The sequence below is a fragment of the Streptococcus parasanguinis genome (assembly GCF_001578955.1).
Classification (GTDB): domain Bacteria; phylum Bacillota; class Bacilli; order Lactobacillales; family Streptococcaceae; genus Streptococcus; species Streptococcus parasanguinis_U.
The window spans coordinates 38,634-59,310 of sequence record NZ_KQ969691.1 but is presented as its reverse complement, the minus strand read 5'-3'; the positions used below and the strand labels follow the sequence as shown (position 1 = coordinate 59,310).

General features: G+C 33.5%; 19 protein-coding genes, 1 tRNA gene and 4 pseudogenes. 22 read left to right on the top strand and 2 right to left on the bottom strand.

Going from position 1 to position 20,677, the window contains the following annotated elements:
* The first annotated feature begins 546 nt into the window (after positions 1–546).
* From SPADD19_RS07080 to SPADD19_RS07030, 12 genes and pseudogenes are all read left to right on the top strand, one after another.
* The gene (locus tag SPADD19_RS07080; RefSeq protein ID WP_061455629.1) at positions 547–888 is read left to right on the top strand and encodes a helix-turn-helix domain-containing protein; all 342 of its coding nucleotides are present in this window, start codon (positions 547–549) and stop codon (positions 886–888) included.
* Between the two features lie 7 nt (positions 889–895).
* Entirely contained in the window at positions 896–2,356 is a 1,461-nt protein-coding gene (locus SPADD19_RS07075) for an FRG domain-containing protein (protein ID WP_061455628.1), read from the top strand.
* A gap of 101 nt (positions 2,357–2,457) precedes the next feature.
* A complete protein-coding gene (locus SPADD19_RS07070; RefSeq protein WP_241496529.1) occupies positions 2,458–3,135 on the top strand; it encodes a S24 family peptidase in 678 nt (225 codons plus the stop codon).
* Positions 3,136–3,223: 88 nt separating this feature from the next.
* Positions 3,224–3,424: pseudogene (locus SPADD19_RS12795) on the top strand (DUF5960 family protein).
* Between the two features lie 151 nt (positions 3,425–3,575).
* Positions 3,576–4,013 carry a hypothetical protein gene (locus SPADD19_RS07065; protein ID WP_061455627.1) on the top strand — a complete coding sequence of 146 codons (438 nt, stop codon included), beginning with the start codon at positions 3,576–3,578 and terminating at the stop codon, positions 4,011–4,013.
* A 311-nt stretch (positions 4,014–4,324) separates the two neighbouring features.
* On the top strand, positions 4,325–4,618 hold the full coding sequence (locus tag SPADD19_RS07060; protein WP_061455626.1) for a hypothetical protein: 294 nt from the start codon (positions 4,325–4,327) through the stop codon (positions 4,616–4,618).
* Positions 4,619–4,714: 96 nt separating this feature from the next.
* Positions 4,715–6,487 carry a PDZ domain-containing protein gene (locus SPADD19_RS07055; RefSeq protein ID WP_061455625.1) on the top strand — a complete coding sequence of 591 codons (1,773 nt, stop codon included), beginning with the start codon at positions 4,715–4,717 and terminating at the stop codon, positions 6,485–6,487.
* Entirely contained in the window at positions 6,480–7,079 is a 600-nt protein-coding gene (locus tag SPADD19_RS07050) for a response regulator transcription factor (RefSeq protein ID WP_061455624.1), read from the top strand. Before SPADD19_RS07055 ends, SPADD19_RS07050 begins: the two co-directional genes overlap by 8 nt.
* Positions 7,080–7,195: 116 nt before the next feature.
* A pseudogene (locus tag SPADD19_RS07045) lies at positions 7,196–8,134 on the top strand (AvrD family protein).
* The gene (locus tag SPADD19_RS07040) at positions 8,124–8,900 is read left to right on the top strand and encodes an AAA family ATPase (RefSeq protein ID WP_061455623.1); all 777 of its coding nucleotides are present in this window, start codon (positions 8,124–8,126) and stop codon (positions 8,898–8,900) included. Before SPADD19_RS07045 ends, SPADD19_RS07040 begins: the two are co-directional and overlap by 11 nt.
* 8 nt (positions 8,901–8,908) lie before the next feature.
* The gene (locus SPADD19_RS07035) at positions 8,909–9,583 is read left to right on the top strand and encodes an ABC transporter ATP-binding protein (protein ID WP_061455622.1); all 675 of its coding nucleotides are present in this window, start codon (positions 8,909–8,911) and stop codon (positions 9,581–9,583) included.
* A 15-nt stretch (positions 9,584–9,598) separates the two neighbouring features.
* Positions 9,599–11,872: an ABC transporter permease gene (locus SPADD19_RS07030; protein ID WP_061455621.1), complete on the top strand. Its 2,274-nt coding sequence runs from the start codon at positions 9,599–9,601 to the stop codon at positions 11,870–11,872.
* A 428-nt stretch (positions 11,873–12,300) separates the two neighbouring features.
* Here SPADD19_RS07030 and SPADD19_RS07025 read toward each other — a convergent pair.
* Positions 12,301–13,550, bottom strand: a pseudogene (locus SPADD19_RS07025) (ISL3 family transposase).
* A gap of 328 nt (positions 13,551–13,878) precedes the next feature.
* Positions 13,879–13,983 carry a hypothetical protein gene (locus tag SPADD19_RS12785; RefSeq protein ID WP_241496528.1) on the bottom strand — a complete coding sequence of 35 codons (105 nt, stop codon included), beginning with the start codon at positions 13,981–13,983 and terminating at the stop codon, positions 13,879–13,881.
* Positions 13,984–14,406: 423 nt separating this feature from the next.
* Here SPADD19_RS12785 and SPADD19_RS07020 point away from each other — a divergent pair, with 423 nt between their 5' ends.
* From SPADD19_RS07020 to SPADD19_RS06980, 10 genes and pseudogenes are all read left to right on the top strand, one after another.
* Positions 14,407–15,345: an alpha/beta fold hydrolase gene (locus SPADD19_RS07020; RefSeq protein ID WP_061455763.1), complete on the top strand. Its 939-nt coding sequence runs from the start codon at positions 14,407–14,409 to the stop codon at positions 15,343–15,345.
* Between the two features lie 51 nt (positions 15,346–15,396).
* A pseudogene (locus SPADD19_RS12780) lies at positions 15,397–15,808 on the top strand (phosphoglycerate mutase family protein).
* 66 nt (positions 15,809–15,874) lie between these two features.
* Positions 15,875–16,222 carry a hypothetical protein gene (locus SPADD19_RS07015; protein ID WP_024055414.1) on the top strand — a complete coding sequence of 116 codons (348 nt, stop codon included), beginning with the start codon at positions 15,875–15,877 and terminating at the stop codon, positions 16,220–16,222.
* A 37-nt stretch (positions 16,223–16,259) separates the two neighbouring features.
* Positions 16,260–16,658 (top strand): hypothetical protein, encoded by a 399-nt coding sequence (locus tag SPADD19_RS07010; RefSeq protein ID WP_061455619.1) that lies wholly within the window; start codon positions 16,260–16,262, stop codon positions 16,656–16,658.
* Positions 16,659–16,711: 53 nt separating this feature from the next.
* A complete protein-coding gene (locus tag SPADD19_RS07005) occupies positions 16,712–17,119 on the top strand; it encodes a hypothetical protein (protein WP_003017340.1) in 408 nt (135 codons plus the stop codon).
* A gap of 158 nt (positions 17,120–17,277) precedes the next feature.
* Positions 17,278–18,270 (top strand): ABC transporter ATP-binding protein, encoded by a 993-nt coding sequence (locus SPADD19_RS07000; protein WP_061455618.1) that lies wholly within the window; start codon positions 17,278–17,280, stop codon positions 18,268–18,270.
* A gap of 1 nt (position 18,271) precedes the next feature.
* Positions 18,272–19,090, top strand: a complete 819-nt coding sequence (locus tag SPADD19_RS06995; RefSeq protein ID WP_003017344.1) for an ABC transporter permease — start codon at positions 18,272–18,274, stop codon at positions 19,088–19,090.
* Position 19,091: 1 nt separating this feature from the next.
* Positions 19,092–19,877: an ABC transporter permease gene (locus SPADD19_RS06990; RefSeq protein ID WP_061455617.1), complete on the top strand. Its 786-nt coding sequence runs from the start codon at positions 19,092–19,094 to the stop codon at positions 19,875–19,877.
* A gap of 38 nt (positions 19,878–19,915) precedes the next feature.
* The gene (locus SPADD19_RS06985; protein WP_061455616.1) at positions 19,916–20,377 is read left to right on the top strand and encodes a GNAT family N-acetyltransferase; all 462 of its coding nucleotides are present in this window, start codon (positions 19,916–19,918) and stop codon (positions 20,375–20,377) included.
* A 46-nt stretch (positions 20,378–20,423) separates the two neighbouring features.
* A tRNA-Thr gene (locus SPADD19_RS06980) sits at positions 20,424–20,496 on the top strand.
* The last annotated feature ends 181 nt before the right edge of the window (positions 20,497–20,677 follow it).

The following is a 20,677-nucleotide window of genomic DNA, read 5'->3' as shown; positions in this document are numbered from 1 at the left end:
ATAAAAGAAAGACTTAGTAGCTTGAGAGTAAGTCCATCTCAAAAGATAGACAGCAGTAAAGAAAAGTTGTTTGGTTGGAAAGATTCCTCTTTCCACGGTGGCAACGTTTAGCAAGGTGCTTTGCGTTAATTACCATCGTTTGCCCGGCCAATCTCTTTAGGTAGTCCTTGTCATACCCAAGGGATTCTCTTACGCAATCTTGCGCAACCAGTTCACTTTACTATTCGGCAAAAGTGCTAATCGTCCGAAATGCGTGGAAGCCCACAAAATACTTGTTTTTATCTTCACTTCAACCAAAAACGGACTTGACTTTACTTATCAAAACAATTACAATAAAGGTACGAAGTTTATGTGTTGTTCTGATGGTCAGTCCTCTGGTTGTCAGACGCACTTTTTATTTAGTTGTCAATGATCATAATGCTGAAAGTTTGGCGTTATTATTTTTAACATAGATATAACTATCAGCTATATTTAAATTATATAACTAACGGTTATATCTGTCAAGGGATAATTTGAAAAAAATAAAAAATTTTTTAGAGGTTTAAAATGGAATTTTCGGAACGCTTAAAAGACCTTAGGAAACAAGCAGGATTAACGCAAGTCAATGTAGCAGAGAAACTAGGGATTTCGCAACCAGCCTATGCTTCATGGGAACGTGGGGTCAAAAAACCAACGCAAGAGAATTTAGTGAAGATTGCCCAAATTTTAAATGTATCGGTCGATTATTTAGTAGGCAATTCAGAAGAAAAATCTGATGAACTAGATAATATTGAATTGCTTTTCCGTATGAATTCAAAGGGATTGACTGAAGAGGAAAAAGAAGTCTTCAAGAAAGAGTTGATTGAGTTTATGGAAGAACGGAAGAAAGCGTTTGATAAAGGAAATTAGAAAGCATATGATTAAAAGATATAGTAAATTGAGCGAGTTGGTAAGAAGACTAAAAAAGGATGAAAAGAAGTTTGGAGAAAAATATTATTACAGAGGTCAAATCCATTGTTGGCCCATCCAGTCATCAGTTTCTCGTGTTAATAATAATCCCGAAGAAATAGAAAAAACAGAATTCTTTGTGAAGAAACTTAGAGAAAATAGAACCTTAAATTTACAAAATGATGATGAATACTTGAATAAATGTCTTGCTATAGCTCAACATTACGGATACAAAACAGACTTCATAGACTTTACGACTAGTATTGAGGTGGCAGCCTATTTTGCAACAGATGGAATAGGAATGCATCCAGAATATAAATATGGTTATTTATGGAGAATTTCGGCAAAGGAAATAGAATCTATAAAGTCTGTCGTTAAAAAAGCTGTCAGACTGCTTGAACAAACTAATAGCTTAACAAATTTTCAAAAAGAGAATCTTGAAAGATTAAAGACTGCTGATTATAATCCTTTCTTTGATTTCTCTATTCCTGAACTATCAAGAATGAACAATCAAAAAGGGATATTTCTTTGGGATTTTTTAAATATAGTTACATTCTATTACTTTAAGGATAGAGAAGCAGACTTTGAATTTAGACATGATGGACAGGTATACTCAAGTAATACAATAAATACAGAGATTATTTATCCTAAACCTAATGTACTAGAATCAGAAATAGAACGGTTCAAATCAATTGAAGCAATGAAAGAATTTAAAACGTCAGATATTTTCAAAGAAGCTAATAAATTAGTCTTGAGACCACGAAATTCTCTTACTTCTTGCTACTTAAGAGATAATAAATGGCCTTGTGATTTCGGTAAAACTTCGGGATTATTTGAGCGCTCGATTAAGGAAAATATAGTAAAAAAAGTAAATATAGAAAATGATGAAAATAATTTAGTAAATATTATAAGAAACAATCGTAATAATATAGAAAATGGAACAAAAATATCAGTTGATATTGGAAATTCGAATTTAAACAGTGTTATCAATGAAACAATTGATACATTGGTTTACTTTCCGTACACTGAATCAGAGATAAAAGAAGTAGTCAAAAATATTGTTGAGTTTAATAAAATTAATGATAGTAATGTATCAGAATTGCTTTATATAGGAATGAAAGACTCTATGGGGGTAGAAAGTTATGGATATGTTCCGTTTAATATCATAGAAGAAATTATGGAAAAGAAAAGGAAAGAAATTAAAGAGAGTAATGATAAAAATCTTTCCAGTGAACTACAGCAAATGATAGATAAAAAGTACACCTGGAAATTATTTTTAGATTTAAGTCGTTGCCCTAAAAAAGTATTTGAGTTTTCGGAGATAAAAAATATCTTTATTCAATATATATTACCTTATCAATTTTTATATAGATCCAAAGAGTATAGAATTTATGTTCCGACTTTTTTAGAGATTTTTGGTCCAGAGTGAATATAAATTATTGTGGACAAGCGTCCACTTTTTTTATATACTAAACTCAACCTAAAAGGTTTAGTTGATTTGTAGGTTGTACTTAAAGGAGGTACCATTCTTTGGACGAATTGTATACAAGAGTAAGTAGTGCAACAAAACAGGAGTTATATCAGTATATGAAGGATGACGATATTTCATTATTAGGTTATAATTTCACTTATTTTTTTCAATATTGCATTGAAGAGAATCAAATCCAAGTGATTAGCCACCACTTTTCTAATCACAAGATAGAAGGCTTGACAGTAGTTAATACATTGTCGAATGAAGGTAAAAATCAAGTAGTAAAATATGCTCGTGACTTGGTACAAAAAGAGAAAACGCAACAAGCAATATCAGTTTCAGAAAATCTCTATGAGTACCATGTATACGAAAAAATGTCTGCTGGTATTGGTGCATTAGTTTACGATGATAGAGACTATGATACTGTTTATTTTGATGAAGAACTAGCTCATGATTTTGCTTCATGGGTATCTGGAGACTCAATGGAACCAAAATATGAAAATGGTTCAGTAGCACTTATTCGTGAGACAGGTTTTGATTATGATGGTGCAGTTTATGCTGTAGTATGTAATAACCAAACCTATATTAAACGAGTTTACCATGAAGAAAATGGTTTACGTTTAGTTTCTATTAATCCAAAATATGAGGATATCTTTATATCTTACGATGAAGATCCACGAGTAGTAGGTATCATTGTTGGAAATTTTATGCCATTGAAAGAAGGAAGAAATGGATAGAAGAAATCTATACACAGGTGATTTACAAATAGATTACTTTTCTGAAAGCTACTCACATTTTGAGGAGGATTTCTAAAGGTACTCTAATATGAGCGTTCCACTAACATTTTTGACTGATGATATTCTTTGAACGATGGCATTATGTCACACTAACTATTTCAGATTAAATCAAGAAAATGCTAAAGATGGAAGAAATCATTATTTTGTTTTTAAAGTAAAGCAAAGAAAAGAGATGAACAATATAAGGATGTTTGAATATAGTCACCATGTATTAAAGAAAGAAGGATAATAAAAAGTACGGTAGAATCTGTATCTTTAGTAAGATTTTAGTGAATAGTATATTACTAAAAACATAATATTCCAATCATATGCAATCGTAGTTCATATTTTTAAAATATGCTACAATAATATATCAAAAGCTAAAGATTTGGAGTTATCCTATGAGCATTTTTTATGTATTCCAAAGGAAAGCTTATGTAGAAGAACTTAAAGATGGTTTTGTTTTGTCCCCTAAACTAATTAAAAGTAAACATCAAAATATTGGTTTTTCTATAAAGACTAAAATAAAGAAAGGGGATTTTATTATCCATCATTGTAACCGTGAGATAAAAGCCATAAATGTTACTAAAAGTGATTGTTACGATTCTACTAGAACAGCTTATAAAATGGAGAACGTAAGTAGTTGGAATAATGATGATTATAGAGTTGATATCGATTATATGGTACTAGATACACCAGTCAAATTAGCAGATCATAAATATTGGTTACAAGAACACTATAGTGAAGACAGTGTATTTACCAAAAATGGAACTGGAAAACAACAGTATATGTGTACAATTGTTGAACACCATGCACTTAATTTGACAATTCAAGAGTAATTAAAATTATGTGTAGAAGAAGTTAAAATAATTTTCAAATTTATAGACTTAGTGTTTTCATAAGTACAGAAAAGTAAGTATTGATCAACTCTTACGTTTATTATGTGAAAGAAGAGGTGTTGAAATATATGAAGCAGAAGCTTTCCCAGATTCCATTCAAATTTTGGTTGGTATGCCATCCAAACTATATATTTCTTCATTTGAAGATGAAATTTTAGCAGTAGAAGTCTTACAAGAATGTTTATTTAGGAAATGGATTAAGGTGGAAAAAGAGATTTTGAAGTTGAGACTAGAGCTATTGAAAGGGGTGAGTGATAGGTGACAAAGGAGCATTATATAGTTGCACTAAAAAAGTCAATTATTTTGATGAATCTACAGTAAAGGATTTTTCACAAATTGAATCTAAAGGAAAATCAACAAAAATAACTGAAAAAATCCCAACAGTAGAAAGTAAGACTAGTGTAGTAGTTAATACGAAAGTATCAATTAGTAAAATAGTGTGTAAAAAACTGTCTTTGAAAATAATATCGGATGACATAAAACCTTATATATGTGATCCAGCAATTTTAGGTAGTCTAATTTTAGTTAAGGAAGAAACACTATGACTTTGTTCTCTTAGATGAGACTGTGAGGATTAGTTAGTACTTATTGAACAAAGAACAGAGAGTGAGTATTTACAGAGTTATGAGGAATTATTTACGATGAAACCGAGTAATAAATCAAAAAATATATTTTTAAAGTCCTTGATTGTATTATTTATACTTTTATATGTTTATTTTGCCTCCTTTACCTCCAGAAATTCTTATATTGGTATTAGTTCAGACTATAAAGATAAAACATGGATTATTAAAAAAATCCATAGAGGGGGAGTCGCTGCATCTTCAAATTTATCTGTTGGGGATCAAATTTTAGAAATAAATAATAAAGATAGCAAAACAAATTATTTACTGAACAAGATGTTAATTGTTGAACAAGCCACCTCGATTACTACATTACATAAAAATAAAGTAAATAATATATTATTAAATAAAAGATTGAGATTTGATTTTCTTATCTTTAGTATATTATCGTTTAGTTTATTACTTTTATTACTTGTATATTTCAGAAGTCATGAAATAAGTCGAACAAGTCGAAGATATTTTATTTTTCTTTTTTTAACATCGTTATTCTTAAGTTCTATAGTTCCTTCTAGTATGGGAAATATTATTGCTCGGTTTATCCTTATTTTATATATCACAATTTTCCCACTATTTATTGATATTTTTGGTCGGGCATCAACTTTAGATAAAGGAATAGTTCATTTTTCAACAACTTCAAAATTATTGGGAAGTTATTCCCTGGTTACCCTAGTTTTATTTCTTTATTCTTGTTATTTTGACGTACCAATATATGTAACAAGGTATTTATCAAGGTATATTTTTTATATTAGTTTATTATTTTTGATTTTGCTGCTATTCTCTGGGTTTTATAGAAGTTTAAGAGGAAAAAGTTTTGACAAATTGACTATTTTTGTTTCAGTTATACTAGGCGTACTCCCTCTTTTTATTGGATATATTTTTCCTTTCTCATATGAAGTACCAATAATTTTTACGATTCCATTATTAATCTTTCCAATTTTGACTATTTTGAATAGCTTAATTACTAATAGACTAGTAAATATTAGATTTCAATTACCCAATTTTATATTATACCTCTTAATTTCATTAATAGTTACTATTGATTTCCTTTGTTTATTTTTTCTGACCAATTGTCTTCCATACTGGTTTATAATAATTTATATTTTTCTATTTATTTATAGTTTATTGCCAGTTTTAAAGGACTTACTAATTATAAACTCAAAAAAGGAATACCAACTATTAGATAATAACTCAATCTTTTCGGTGGTTGAAGCTGAAAGAGAGGAGATTTCTATTTATTTACACGATACTATTATACAAGATATGATTTATTATAAAAGACAAATTGATGGTTTAGAATTTATAGCCCAAAATAAGGCTCAGGAGATGCTGGATGATGTTATATTCGAGTTAAGAGAGCTTTGTTCCAACATTTATCCATTGATGATTAAAGAACTAGGTCTACAAAATGCTATCTTAGATATCATAGACAAGTTCCAAAAGAAAGAGTCTGTTATAATAACGATGGATGCTAATGTTGATAAATTTTATTTTGAAAACAATGTTGCTAATTTTATTTTGAGATCAATTCGAGAAGTTATCAATAATAGTATTATTCATGGTAATGCAAAAAATATAAAACTTCAAATATACAGCTCTGGGAATATGGTAACAATTGAAGTTATTGATGATGGTTATTTTGGAATGGCTAACGAAGTAAGTTCATCTCATTTTGGTTTAGATGTGGTTGCTGAGAAGTTATTTTTACTTGGTGGCGAATTAATAATAACAAAAAATCCTACCACTGTTAAGATGTTGATACCTAATCGGCGAAAGGAAAAAAATAGTTATGATTAAAGTTGTAGTTATTGATGACCATGAGTTAGTCCTACATGGCTTGAATGAAAGATTAAAGCAAGAAAATGGTTTTGAAGTTGTCGGAGCCTTTACGAATTATCAAGATTTATTACTTTGTCTAAAGTATAAGTCTGTTGATATAATCATTATGGATTTAATGTTGAAAGATATACATGGATTCGATTTAATTTCCAAAATAGAAAGTTTTTATAAGGAACCATTGAAGATTGTTTTAGTATCAGGATTTTACGAAAAATTATTACATAAGAGAGCAATAGAGTTGGGAGTTAAAGCATTTCTCCCCAAAGAATGCTCATATGATGAGTTAATTAGTACAGTATATAATGTTTATAATGGAAATCAAGTTATTCCAGATTCTATTTTGGGAGAAAGAAGCGATTGTCTTTTAACCGAGACTGAAATTGAAATATTAAGATTGATATCAAAGGAATATACTAATGAAAAAATATCAAAAAAATTATTTATTAGTAGAAGAACTGTAGATAGTCATGTTTCTAATATTTGTACCAAATTAAATGTTAATGGTCGAGTAGGTGCGGTAAGAGAAGGTGTTAAATTAAAATTGTTATAATTATTTATTATAAAGTATAAAGGCAAAAAGATATTCGTAAAATACGGATGTCTTTTTTTGAACGTTTTCTTATTATAATGTTGTCTATATATTAAGTATCGAAAGGGGATTAGAAAATGATAGATGTAGACACACTTCTTGGAGACCACAGAACACGATATTTTGGGAATGGTCATAAAAGGACAAATTATGAAATTGTTTTTGATGAAGATAAAAATCAGTTTTATGGAGAGATTACACAATTAGGTTTATGGTCAAATAAGTCTGATAAAGTCATCCAACCACATTTGAGTACATTAGATGGATTAATTTTAGCAAGTTTGCTGGCTGAAAAATAATTAGAATCTAAAAATGAACTGCCAGAGAATTTTTATTTATCCAAATTTACAATTAAGTCTGGAATGAAGCCCATAGAAAATTTAAATAAGGTTCCAGTAGTTCTACGTAAAGTAAAATTAGACAAAGACGGTGTAGAGTTTAATATTTTTGTATTAGATATGAAAGTTGAAATAGAATTTCAACGGTTTGCAGTCTTCTCGAGAAATAATAATGAGGAAAATATTGATAAAAAGGACTATCTACAGAATCATTTAAAGGATATTCATCATAACATCTATGATGTTAGCTTTTTAGAAACTTTAGATACTGCAGATAAATGTTCTATTTTTTGTAAAACAAACAAAGTGATCAGTAAAAATAAAGAGTATAAAGGAATATCATCAAATCTTTCAAAAAATTATTCCTTACTTGAATTATTAATCATTTTTTCTCAAATGGCAGAGATGTTAGCTTATCATGCAGATGATATTAATAGGGAATGCAGTGAAACTTTGTGGATGAAAAATGTTTCAGCTGAAATTTCGGAACTAATACCAAATGGTGAATTAGAGCTATTAGGAAAAATTACTAAGAATAAGCTCCTTGATATGAAGGGAAAAAACTGGAAAATCTTTGAAATGTCGGGAACAGATACACAAAGTAGAATTAAGATTTCAAGTAAAATTGCTCATCAATTACCTGAATCTGATGTGGAGGTATTAAGTGATGTCCAATAAAGAAATTAGACTTGTTATCTCTGGTACTTACTCTACTGGTAAAACGACTACAGCGACTGCTTTATCTATCGCAACTGGTATTCCTTTAATAAATGCTCTATCAGCTAGAGAAATTTTAACAGATTTGTACCCTGGCAGGCGTTTTCAAGATATGAGTGCAACAGAATTGATGGCTCTCGGTCTAAAGAGATTTGAGGAACGAATCAGAGAAGAAGCAATTCTATATAAAGAAAATACAAGCTTTATTTCGGATGGTTCCGTATTAAACGAGTGGGTATATGGTACGGTTCGGATGAAAGTAGGAATAAATCCAGGTTCAAATTTACCTCATAGAATTGCTAAGGCAATACTCGGACTTCCTGGAAGAAGCTTTTATAAAAAATATATGAGTGCCTATGGGCAAGTTGCAAAAATCCATTCACAGCAATGGTATACTAATGTCGTTCATCTTCCTGTTGAATTTCCAATGTCTGCTGATGGACATCGACCTGTGTCTGAACAATATAGAACTTTATCAGATAAAGAAATTCAGGAAAGTTTTATTTCTATTGGAAAAAATCCAGAGTTAGTGAAGGGTAACCAAGTAGAGCGATTAAAAAAGATTATTAGTTTATATGATTTGCCAATTGTTGTTCCAATTGAGGAGGCAATTTCTAAAGCAGAAAAAGTAATAAAGACGAATAGGGAATCTGTCTCTAAACGAATTATTGAACAATATAAAGAACCAACGTTAAAAGAAAAAATTAAATTTATATCAGAATTTTAGGAGAGAAAATGATTTCATTTAACCATATTAGTAAGACCTACCAAGTAGGAGACCAAGAGGTAAAAGCTTTAGATGACGTTTCTTTTTCAATTGAAAAAGGAAAATTTACAGTTATTTTAGGTCCATCTGGTTCTGGGAAAAGTACGTTATTGAATTTACTTGGGGGTATGGATAGAGCAACAGAAGGAAGCTTTGTATTTGATAACAAGGAGATTACATCATTAAACGATAATGAACTTTCAATTTATAGACAGGATATAGTGGGATTTGTTTTTCAATTTTATAATCTTATTCCAAGCTTAACGGCTTTAGAAAATATTAATATTGCTGCACAGTTAACAGGTAATGTCAAAGAGTCAGAAATTTTTCTAGATAAAGTAGGTTTATCCCATAGGAAAAATAATTTTCCTAATCAATTATCGGGTGGTGAGATGCAACGTGTGTCTATTGCAAGAGCTTTAGCGAAAAAGCCAAAATTATTATTATGTGATGAACCCACAGGAGCACTTGATTCTAAAACAGGTCAAAAGATTATTGAACTACTTCAGGAGGCTTCTAAAGATAAAGATGTAGCTGTTGTAATGGTGACACACAATGCTGAGTTTAAAAAATTTGCTGATAAAGTGATTTATCTGAAAGATGGAAAGATTAACTCGATCATTGAAAACCAAGATTTAGATTAAAAGATTGGAGTAACAATGAAATATCTTGATTTGAAATTAAGACGTGACCTAAGGAAGAATTGGCAGCAATTTTTCTCGGTTTTTCTAATGTCGTTATTGAGTGTTTTGATATTTGTTGGTTTACAAGGAGCCTGGCATGGCTTGGAGAAAAGTCTAGATAGTTTCATTTCTTCATCAAATGTGCCAGATATTTGGGTTCAGACGACAAACTTAACGGATTACGAAGTTGACCAGATAAAATCTTTGGATGGAGTAAAGAGTGTTGTTCCAGAAACAAGAATAACTACAGAGATTGATTCTAAAAGTAACTCAGATAAATACTTAATATTAGATTCTTTTAGTACCTCTTCACAACAAATTGCTAACGTCACTGAGGGAGCTAAATTCTCGTCCACAGTCGATAATGGTATTTGGATAAATAAAGAATATGCAGCTTCAAATAACCTATCAGTAGGAGATAATTTGAAAATTACACTAGCTGGTAAGACAGCTAATGTCAAAATTTTAGGTTTCGTTCAGTCAGCAGATAGAATTTATTTTACAGGTAGTTTAGAATATATTGCTCCAAATTACAATAACTATGCATACGGTTATATATCTAAGAATACAATGGATAAATTACTAGGTACTCAAGTACCAAGTAATTTAGTAGAGATTTACTCCTCGAATGCTGATATTAGAGATGAAATTGAAGATATCTTAGGAAATAAGTTAGTTACTTATTATAATCAAAAGACATTGACAGATGTTTCAGAAGCTACAGATAGGGTAGGGCAAATTAGAAATCTTTCCTATTTATTCTCGTTCATTTTTATTTTGTTAGCTATTCTTGCTATGTTTACAACAATTCGACGACTTATTGAGAGTCAGACAAAAGAGATTGCAGTAATTAAGGCTTTGGGCTACTCTAACTCACAGGTAACCAGACATTATATTTCATTTGGACTGTTGGTAGGGACAATTGGTGCAGTTTTGGGTGCAATAGTTTCACCAGCAATGTCTTGGTTTGTTTTAGAAACTCAAAAGACGATGTTCTCCTTACCTAATTGGCACATTGCATATTCATGGTCTTCTCTTCTGATTATTATATTAGTCATCTTAATATGTTCTTTATCAGCGTATTTTGCATCACGTAAAGCTATTAAAGGTTTGCCAGCAGTCTTTTTAAGAGGTAAGAGTAAAGAGGTTAAGCACGTTTCTATTGAAAGAATTTCTTTTCTATGGAACAAGTTTTCTGATGAGACAAAATGGGCTGTGAGAGATGCTTTTATAAACCGAGTTCGGGTTTTAATGGGGATAATTGGCGTATCAGGAAGTATGATGTTACTGATAGCGGGTATTGGTATGCCAATTTCAATGAATCATCTTGTTGATAAGGCTTATAATGAAGATTTTAGTTATTCAAAACGTTTAACTGTTTCTGACTATGAATTGGCAGATAAAACATACGACGGGCAATGGGTTCAAATAAGTCAAGCTCATTTTTCAAAAGATGATGGTTATAATCGCTTATTAATTGTAATTAGCCAAGGTAATTTTGTTAATGCAACAACAAGTAAAGGAGAGGCAATCAAAGAAGGTGGTCTTTATGTTACTAATGGTTTCGCAGAAGCAGCTAATATTAAAGTTGGTGATAAAATGAAAGTAATTCCTTACCACGATGGTAAAGAATACACATTTAAAGTTAAAGGTATTGTAACTAGTGAGACTAATCAAGGCGCATATATTATGTCAAGTACTTTTGAAAAAGCTGGTGGGGCTTTCAATCCTTCTACTTTGCTAGTTGGAGATAACATCTCTTCAAGACAACTTTCTAATGATAGTAATATTCAATCTGTTATCAAAAAAAATAACCAAGAACGTAATGCTTATGACTTCGTAAATAGCCTAATGAGTGTTTTCTTGATGATTATTGGTTTTGCGTTATTACTGGTCGTTGTTGTGCTATATAATCTAGGTTCTTTAAATTTTGTTGAACGTACTAGAGATTACGCAACTCTACAGGTTTTAGGATTTTCTAAGAGAAATTTACAAAATATTACAATGATTGAGAATCTGATTACAACAAGTGTTGGATGGATGATTGGAATACCTATGGGTATTTTGTTCTTAAGACAATATGTTGCAACTTTCTCAACTATACGTATTGAATATACTGCTTATGTAACTTGGCAAGTTCTTTTATTGGCGAGCTTACTTGTTTGGCTCACATCCTTACTGACAACAGTAGTAATTAGTCGAAGAATCAAAAAAATTGATATGGTAGAAGCCTTAAAAGGAGTTGAATGATAACGGGGGACTCCAGTATGATTAAACAGAGAAGATAAGTATTGATAGTAGATAAGGGATACAGGATAATATGTTTTTCAAGTAGTATTTTTGACTATCTGACATAATTTTTAAAATTACGAAGGTAGAGAGTGATATTGAGTTATTTATGTATTGTTTTTTCTCGTTAATGGTATGAAATATTGAGAATAATTAGCTCAATTCAGTGCTATTTAGGGAAAAATTCACTCAATTCCGATCACTAAATGTTAATCAATAATATTATATTACCGCTTTTAGACATTCAAGAGATATTGGCTCTTTTCTACCATTTGTCAAGTCTATCAAGGCTTTAAGTAAAAAAAGAGATAAGACAGTAGCTATTCTGAGGTTACTGTCTTATTTTTAACACTTTTTGTCAACTGTAGTGGGTGACGAAAAGCTAACATCTAGAGAGAACCTGATAGGTTTTCTCTTTTTGTATGTTCAGAGTGATGAAAACACGCTTTCTAAAGTTAATAAAGTTTCTAAAACCGAAGCCCAGACGTTTGATGTCTTTGATAAGCTTATTGGTTCCCTCCAATTTTGCATTTGAGTACTGTGTTTCTAGTGCATTTTTGATGTATTGCTTGTGTCTAAGAAAAGTCCTAAAGACCGTTTGAAAGTAGTGATTGACCTTGCTTATATTCTCCTCTATGAGCTCAAAAAACTCATCTACCCTCTTCTCTTGAAAGTGAAACAGCAACAGCTGATAGAGGTTATAATAATTAGCGAGTTCTTCTGAAAAGTCTAGTGTCTTCCTAACGACTTCATGTGGACTTAAGGTTTGACCAAAGGTCTTCGAGTGAAATGATTTACAAGATAACTTACGGCTGTCCTTTTGGAAGAGTCGCCAGTGATTTTTCAAGGATCGGTAGGGGAGTGATTTCTTATCAAACTGGTTCATAATGGCAATTCTTGTCTTTAAAAAGGCTCGACCAAGGTGCTGGATGATGTGGAAACGATCAAGAACGATTTTGGCGTTTGGAAAAAGTTTTTTGGCTAGTGGCATATAGGTCCCAGACATATCCATCGTGATAAACTGTACCTGTTGTCGGACTTTCAATGGATACTTCAAAAAGTAGTTTCGTATAGTAGTTTGGCAACGATTATCAAGGATAGTTATGAGTTTGTTTGTCTCATAGTTCTGCGCAACAAAAGCCAATTTCCCTTTCTTGAACCCAAACTCATCCCAGGACATAATAGCTGGGAGTTTGTCATAGTGTTCCTTGAAAGTAAACTGGTCGAGTTTACGATAGACAGTGGACGTTGACACGCGAAGTCTTCTGGCAATATCAGTTAGTGACATCTTCTCAGTTAGGAGTTGTGTAACCTTTTGTCGGACTAGATTGAAGATTTGGCAGTTTTTCTCAACGATAGATGTCTTAGCTACCGTGACTCGTCTACAACTTTTACACTGGAAACGACGTTTTTTCAGACGTAGTAGTGTTGGAGTTCCAGCTTGCTCAAGAAGAGGGATTTTAGAAGGCTTTTGAAAGTCGTACTTGATCATCTTTCCATGGCAATGAGGACATGATGGTGCAGGGGAATCGAGTTTTGCTTGAATCTCGATATGAGTATCAGTTTCAAAAACAAGTGAAATATTGATATTTTGGTCTTTAATTCCGATTAATTCTGTGGTATTCTTAATAAGTCTCATGAGTTCTTCCTAATGATGGTTTGGTTGCTTTTCATTATAGTTCTTATGGGACTTTTTGTGTACACTCAAAAAGCTCTATAATCTCTACAGTGGTTTTACCCACTACAGAAATTATAGAGCCGAGATATTTCTTGGATGTTTTATTTATGATTTAAGATCCTTATAACTCAGAGGGGGTAACATAATAACAAAAATACGCTAAACGAGGTAAAATTATAGGAATGGTTTGGTGGAGTTTTTTCATAGACTTGTCAATATAAAGATATTGAAATAATTGGAGAATACTTGATGTTAGGATCAGTACTTCTAAAAGCAAAAAGATTTGCCATCAACACTTTTCCATATCACCAACTTTTAGCGTAATTGACACACTTATTAATAGTGGAGCGTCCTCTTTTTCACCAGCTGTAAAAGGATTTACTCCAATAAACAAAACTGTAGGTTTAGTATCACCCCAGGTACGGGAAAGTAAGTATCGATATTTCTATCTTTAGATAGTACAGCCTCTTTTTTCATAATTTACCTCCTTTTTTCTTTTATTAAGACCCTCTAAAATCACTTGAAACAAAGTCTTGTCAAACCAGGTTTTACGATTTGTGGCAAATTCAATTTAATATTTTGCCTCCAATTAGCCACACTTTTTATAGAATTAAGAGGAATAATGAAGTTCTCTTTCTATTAATATGGTTGTTTAAAATCTTAAATATAGCGTTTTACGGTGTAATGGGAAGTATGGTGAATAAATCAACTATGTTCAGAAGGCAAAGCTTAATTAAAAACAGGAAAGCAAGGTCCCGTGTGGATCTTGTTTTTTTGTATGGGAAAGGTTGCTTCCAGGGGTTAATTTTTGTACAATATGCCTATGAAAAAATTCAAACTGTGGAGCTGGATCGTTTGTGGCTTTCTCCTGCTCTTTTTAGGTGCTACATTTGTTTTTCATCAATTCAATTTACGAAATGAAAGTAAGCTTCTCACACCCATTGGTAAACAAGTTACAGTCAATGGACATCGAATGAATATCTCTGTTAAAGGAGAAGGGCCTCAAACAATCGTTTTTCTTTCTGGTGCAGGTATCGCCTCTCCTATCCTAGACTTTAAGAATCTATCAGATCCCCTATCCAAAAAATACAAGGTTGTTGTCGTGGAGCGAGCAGGATATGGTTTTAGCCAAGATAGTGATCGTTCAAGAGATGTGATGGAGGTCCTTTCTGAGACGCGTCAAGCTTTGGCGCAAGCTCATGTTTCAGGACCTTATGTGATTGTTTCGCATTCAATGGCTAGTTTAGAGAGTCTTGCTTGGCAAGAGAAATATCCAAATGAAGTGAAGGCTTTGATTGGCCTGGATTGGGCTCTGCCGGAGAGTTATGAGGATTTAAAGGATAATCAGGCCTTGCTTACTGTGGCTTATTGGAGCAGTAAGATTGGCTTATTACGCTACTTTCCTGAGTCCTTATATATAAAAAATCAAACTCTGATCGAAAGTGAACGAAAACAATATAAACTTCTAGCTTATAAGCAGTTGATGTCACAAGCTATGTTTCATGAATCGCAAACGGTAAAGGAAAATGCCAAGAAAGTTCCCTCAAACATTAATCCGAAAATTCCAGCCTTACTAATGGTTTCTAATGGTGATGGTACTAGCTTTAGCCAATCTGAGTGGCAACGTTATGCAGAGAGATTTGCAAGCGACCAGTCTAATGTTCAAGTCGTCTATATGGATGCGCCTCACGACCTCTATCATTATCAAAGCGATGCTATTGTTTCTCGCATTAAAGAATTTTTAGAGAATAATTGAGGGCTTAAAAATCCATTGAGACTGATGATAATAATTGAAAGGTAATGACTTATGAAAAATTCTTATATTTTACTTAGACATGCTCATTCAAGATTTTCAAGTGATGATCTTAATAGAACTTTGTCAGAAAAAGGATTTTCATCTCTTGACTAGTTAGAGTTTTTGAATTCTTTTAATATTGGTTATTATTTTTCTAGTCCTTATAAACGAGCATTTGAAACAGTAAATAGTGCTCTTGTACAATTTGATAAAATAGTTCTTGATAATCGGTTACGAGAGCGAAAATTATCCTCAAGATTTATTGAAGATACTGAGTTCTCATGGAAATTTGCTAGGAATCCTAATCAATCATTTTGATTCAAGTTTTGATTATAAAAAATGGGGACAGATGACTTTTCCAGATTGCTTTCTAGTTGACAAAGATAAGAGTGTGAAAAGAATTATGAAAGTTACATCTAGGTAATCATTTAGTTCAATCTATGTGATTTTATTTTCTGTTATTACAAATAGAATTGAAGGAAAAATAGCCATGATATTCGATCAGTCCTTGCAAGCCTACCTACATGAAGTAGATGATGTTCTTGTAGCTTGGGAAGAAAAACCAAGTGGAAACTTTGAGATGGAAGCTCAGTTGCTTGCAGCCAATTACCATAAAAATCTTTACCGTATTCTTGCATTTATACTGCCTCATTTACAAGAATTTTATGGGTATTTCACAGATGAAGAAGCTACTGAAAAATTGGGTAAACCCATCATCGAGCCAGAAAGACAAACCGTTACTTTCTGCGATCAAACTTTTGATGATATTCATATCTTTTCTTTTGACTATCAGGGGCAGGCATTTGAGAGTCTGGAGAATTTTGCCATTGATGGTTAAGGTCTGTTTTCAGTTTTAAAAAGAAGGAGAGAGACTGATGAGTACTGCTGATTTTGTCTTTATTGAGAGTAAAGGCCCCATATTCCTAGATTTACAAGCCTTTTGTACTGCTTTGAGAGAAAAATTCCCAGGTGTTTTGATCAGAGAAAGGATTAATCCTGAAAAAGCTTACTCGCTTTCTTGGGATTATCAAGGTCCTCAGTTTACCTTGGAAAGTTCTTTGAGCAGCAAGAAAAATGTTTTTGTGATAAATTACTTTGATTCACATAATAGGGTTCAGGATTATGCTTGCTATATCATCTGGCTTCGGAAATGGTTTCCACCTGAAGAGAAAGCTTCCTTTTGTGATGAAGGATATGAGTATGTGTTTGAACTTCCTAGTGATTTATCCCAAAAGGAGTTTGAAAACTACTTACGAACAAGGTTTGATGAGTGAAGAAGAAGTTCGAAAACGAATAATGATATGGAACAGTTGAAAAGGAGAATCAGATGCTTACTAAAGATGATATGTTAGTTGCTTTGCATGATGCAATTACTGAAGACCAAGAATTTGAGTTGGCAGACGAGATTGTAGATGCCATGGAGGCTTCCCCTCAACCCTTTGATTTGGTTGCTCCCATATTAGAACTCATTGCTAACCACCCAGAAGTTGATTTTGGTTCTCCAGGTGAATTGGTACACTTTGTGGAGAAGTTTTATCATCAAGGCTATGAGGATTTATTGTTGGAGTCAGTTCTAAAAAGTCCAACTGTGCATAACATCTGGATGCTTCATCGATGCTATAATGACAATGATCCAAATCTAGTCCGGCAGATTCAGACTTTGGTTGGAGAACTGAAGAAGGATAAGACTCTTGATTCACAAGTAAGAAGCATGATTGAAGACTTAACTTGGTAGAGGTAGGTGATGCAGCATCACCTTTTTATCTTTTCTTAGGGATAAAAATTTTCGATATAAATTAACACTTGTTTTCCTTAGACATTTGCACTATAATAGGGTGTTATTAGGGCTTTCTTTCCTTATGTTGAAAAAAAGGCAGATTTTAGGAGATAGATATGGCAATGATTGAAGTGCAACATCTTCGGAAAAATTTTGTGAAGACAGTTAAGGAGCCGGGGTTAAAGGGAGCCTTGCGCTCCTTTATTCATCCTGAAAAGCAGACCTTTGAAGCGGTCAAGGATTTAACTTTTGAAGTTCCAAAAGGGCAGATTTTAGGATTTATCGGGGCAAATGGTGCTGGGAAGTCAACCACCATCAAAATGCTGACAGGAATTTTGAAGCCCACATCTGGCTTTTGTCGGATTAACGGCAAGATTCCCCAGGATAATCGCCAAGATTATGTCAAGGATATTGGAGTCGTTTTCGGACAACGCACCCAGCTATGGTGGGATTTGGCTCTGCAAGAGACCTACACGGTTTTGAAAGAGATCTATGATGTTCCGAACTCGCTTTTCCATAAGCGCATGGACTTTTTGAATGAAGTTTTGGATTTGAAGGAATTTATCAAGGATCCTGTGCGGACTCTTTCACTAGGTCAACGGATGCGGGCGGATATTGCGGCTTCCTTGCTTCACAATCCCAAAGTTCTCTTTTTAGATGAACCGACTATTGGTTTGGATGTGTCGGTCAAGGACAACATTCGTCGGGCCATTACCCAGATTAATCAGGAGGAAGAGACAACTATTCTCTTGACTACTCATGATTTGAGTGATATTGAGCAACTCTGTGATCGGATTTTTATGATTGATAAGGGGCAAGAGATTTTTGATGGAACGGTTAGCCAGCTCAAGGAGACCTTTGGAAAGATGAAGACTCTCTCCTTTGACCTGACGCCAGGTCAAAATCATCTAGTCTCTCATTATGAGGGTTTGCCTGATATGTCCATTGATAGACAAGGAAATACTCTCAATATTGAATTCGATAGTTCCCGCTACCAGTCGGCCGATATTATCAAGCAAACCTTATCTGATTTTGAGGTCCGTGATTTGAAGATGGTAGATACGGATATTGAAGATATTATCCGTCGCTTCTATCGAAAGGAGCTCTAAGATGGTCAAATTGTGGAGACGTTATAAACCCTTTATCAATGCAGGGATTCAGGAGTTGATTAGCTATCGAGTCAACTTTATTCTTTATCGGATTGGCGATGTCATGGGTGCTTTTGTGGCTTTTTATCTATGGAAGGCTGTCTTTGATTCCTCCCAGGAGCCTTTGATTCAGGGCTTCAGTATGGCGGATATCACCCTCTACATCATCATGAGCTTTGTGACTAATCTTCTGACTAGGTCGGATTCTTCCTTTATGATTGGTGATGAGGTCAAGGATGGTTCCATTATCATGCGCTTGTTGCGACCAGTGCATTTTGCGGCTTCTTACCTCTTTACGGAGCTTGGTTCCAAGTGGTTGATTTTTATCTCTGTTGGACTGCCATTTTTAAGTGTCATTGTTTTGATGAAAATCTTATCTGGGCAAGGGATTGTAGAAGTGCTGGGACTAACTACCCTTTATCTTTTTAGCTTAACGCTGGCCTATCTGATTAACTTTTTCTTTAATATCTGCTTTGGATTTTCAGCCTTTGTATTTAAAAATCTTTGGGGTTCCAACCTACTTAAGACTTCCATAGTGGCCTTTATGTCTGGGAGTTTGATTCCCTTGGCTTTCTTTCCAAAGGTCATTTCAGATATTCTGTCCTTCTTACCTTTCTCATCCTTAATTTACACTCCGGTCATGATTATTGTTGGGAAATACGATGCTAGTCAGATTCTTCAAGCACTTTTGCTTCAGCTTTTCTGGCTTATAGTGATGGTGGGCTTGTCTCAGTTGATTTGGAAACGAGTCCAGTCATTTATCACCATTCAGGGAGGTTAGTATGAAAAAATATCAACGCATGCATCTGATTTTTATCAGACAGTACATCAAGCAAATCATGGAATACAAGGTAGATTTTGTGGTTGGTGTGTTGGGAGTCTTTCTGACTCAAGGCCTGAACCTCTTGTTTCTCAATGTCATCTTTCAACACATTCCCTCCTTAGAAGGTTGGACCTTTCAAGAAATTGCCTTTATTTATGGTTTTTCTTTGATTCCCAAGGGTTTGGATCATCTCTTTTTTGACAATCTCTGGGATTTAGGTCGACGACTAGTTCGAAAAGGGGAGTTTGACAAGTATCTGACTCGTCCTATCAATCCTCTCTTTCACATCCTCGTTGAGACCTTTCAGATTGATGCCTTGGGTGAACTCTTGGTCGGTGGCATTCTATTAGGTACAACAGTGACTAGCATCGCTTGGACTCTTCCAAAATTCCTGCTTTTCCTAGTTTGTATTCCTTTTGCGACCTTGATTTATACTTCCTTGAAAATTGCTACAGCCAGCATCGCTTTTTGGACCAAGCAGTCAGGTGCCATGATTTACATTTTCTATATGTTTAATGATTTTGCCAAGTATCCTATTTCTATTTACAATTCGCTCCTTCGTTGGTTAATTAGCTTTATTGTACCTTTCGCCTTTACGGCCTACTATCCTGCCAGCTATTTCTTGCAGGACAAGGATGGACTCTGGAATATTGGTGGTTTGATTCTGATTTCCCTTGTTTTCTTTGTTATTTCCCTCAAACTTTGGGACAGGGGGGTGGATGCGTACGAAAGTGCTGGTTCGTAAGAGGTAAAGTAAGACTAAAATCAAGAAAGGAACTTATGATGTTTGTAATTAAAGAAGTCAAGGGTGAAGATCAAAAAATGGCAGTTGTCGCTGAGATCTTAAGGGATTTGCCAGAATGGTTTGGAATACCAGAAAGCACGCAAGCCTACATTGAAGGAGCTAAGGATTTACGAGTTTGGGCTGCTTATCAAGAAAGTGATGTAGTAGGGTTTATAAGTTTATCATATTCGAGTGAAGATTGTGCTGAAATTGACTGTCTCGGAGTGAAAAAAACATTTCAAGGGCAAGGAATTGGAAGGGAATTAATTACGACTATAGAAAGAGAAGCAGTCAAACAAGTGGACTACCTACAGGTCAAAACAGTGGCAGAAGGTTCAAATAAAGATTATGATCGAACCAATGTCTTTTATCGCAGTCTTGGTTTTAAAAAATTAGAGATTTTTCCATCTTTATGGGATCCACAGAATCCATGTCAGATTCTGATTAAAAAGATCAACTAAAAGTGCTTGACATCCGCTCTCAGAGTGCTATACTAAGAAAGTAATCGCCGATTTAGCTCAGTTGGTAGAGCAACGCACTCGTAACGCGTAGGTCACAGGTTCGATCCCTGCAATCGGCATCAGATGATACATTAAAAATCCTGTTGTGACGGGCTTTTTTTGATGTTGAATCACTTTTTGTACCAATGAAACTCTAACAGTAGTTTTCTTACGTTGATTTTCTATTTCTGATGACTATGTAATAAAGAATATAGAAATCTTTTACTTGGTGGCCCAATGCGCCAAACTCTTAAATATTTA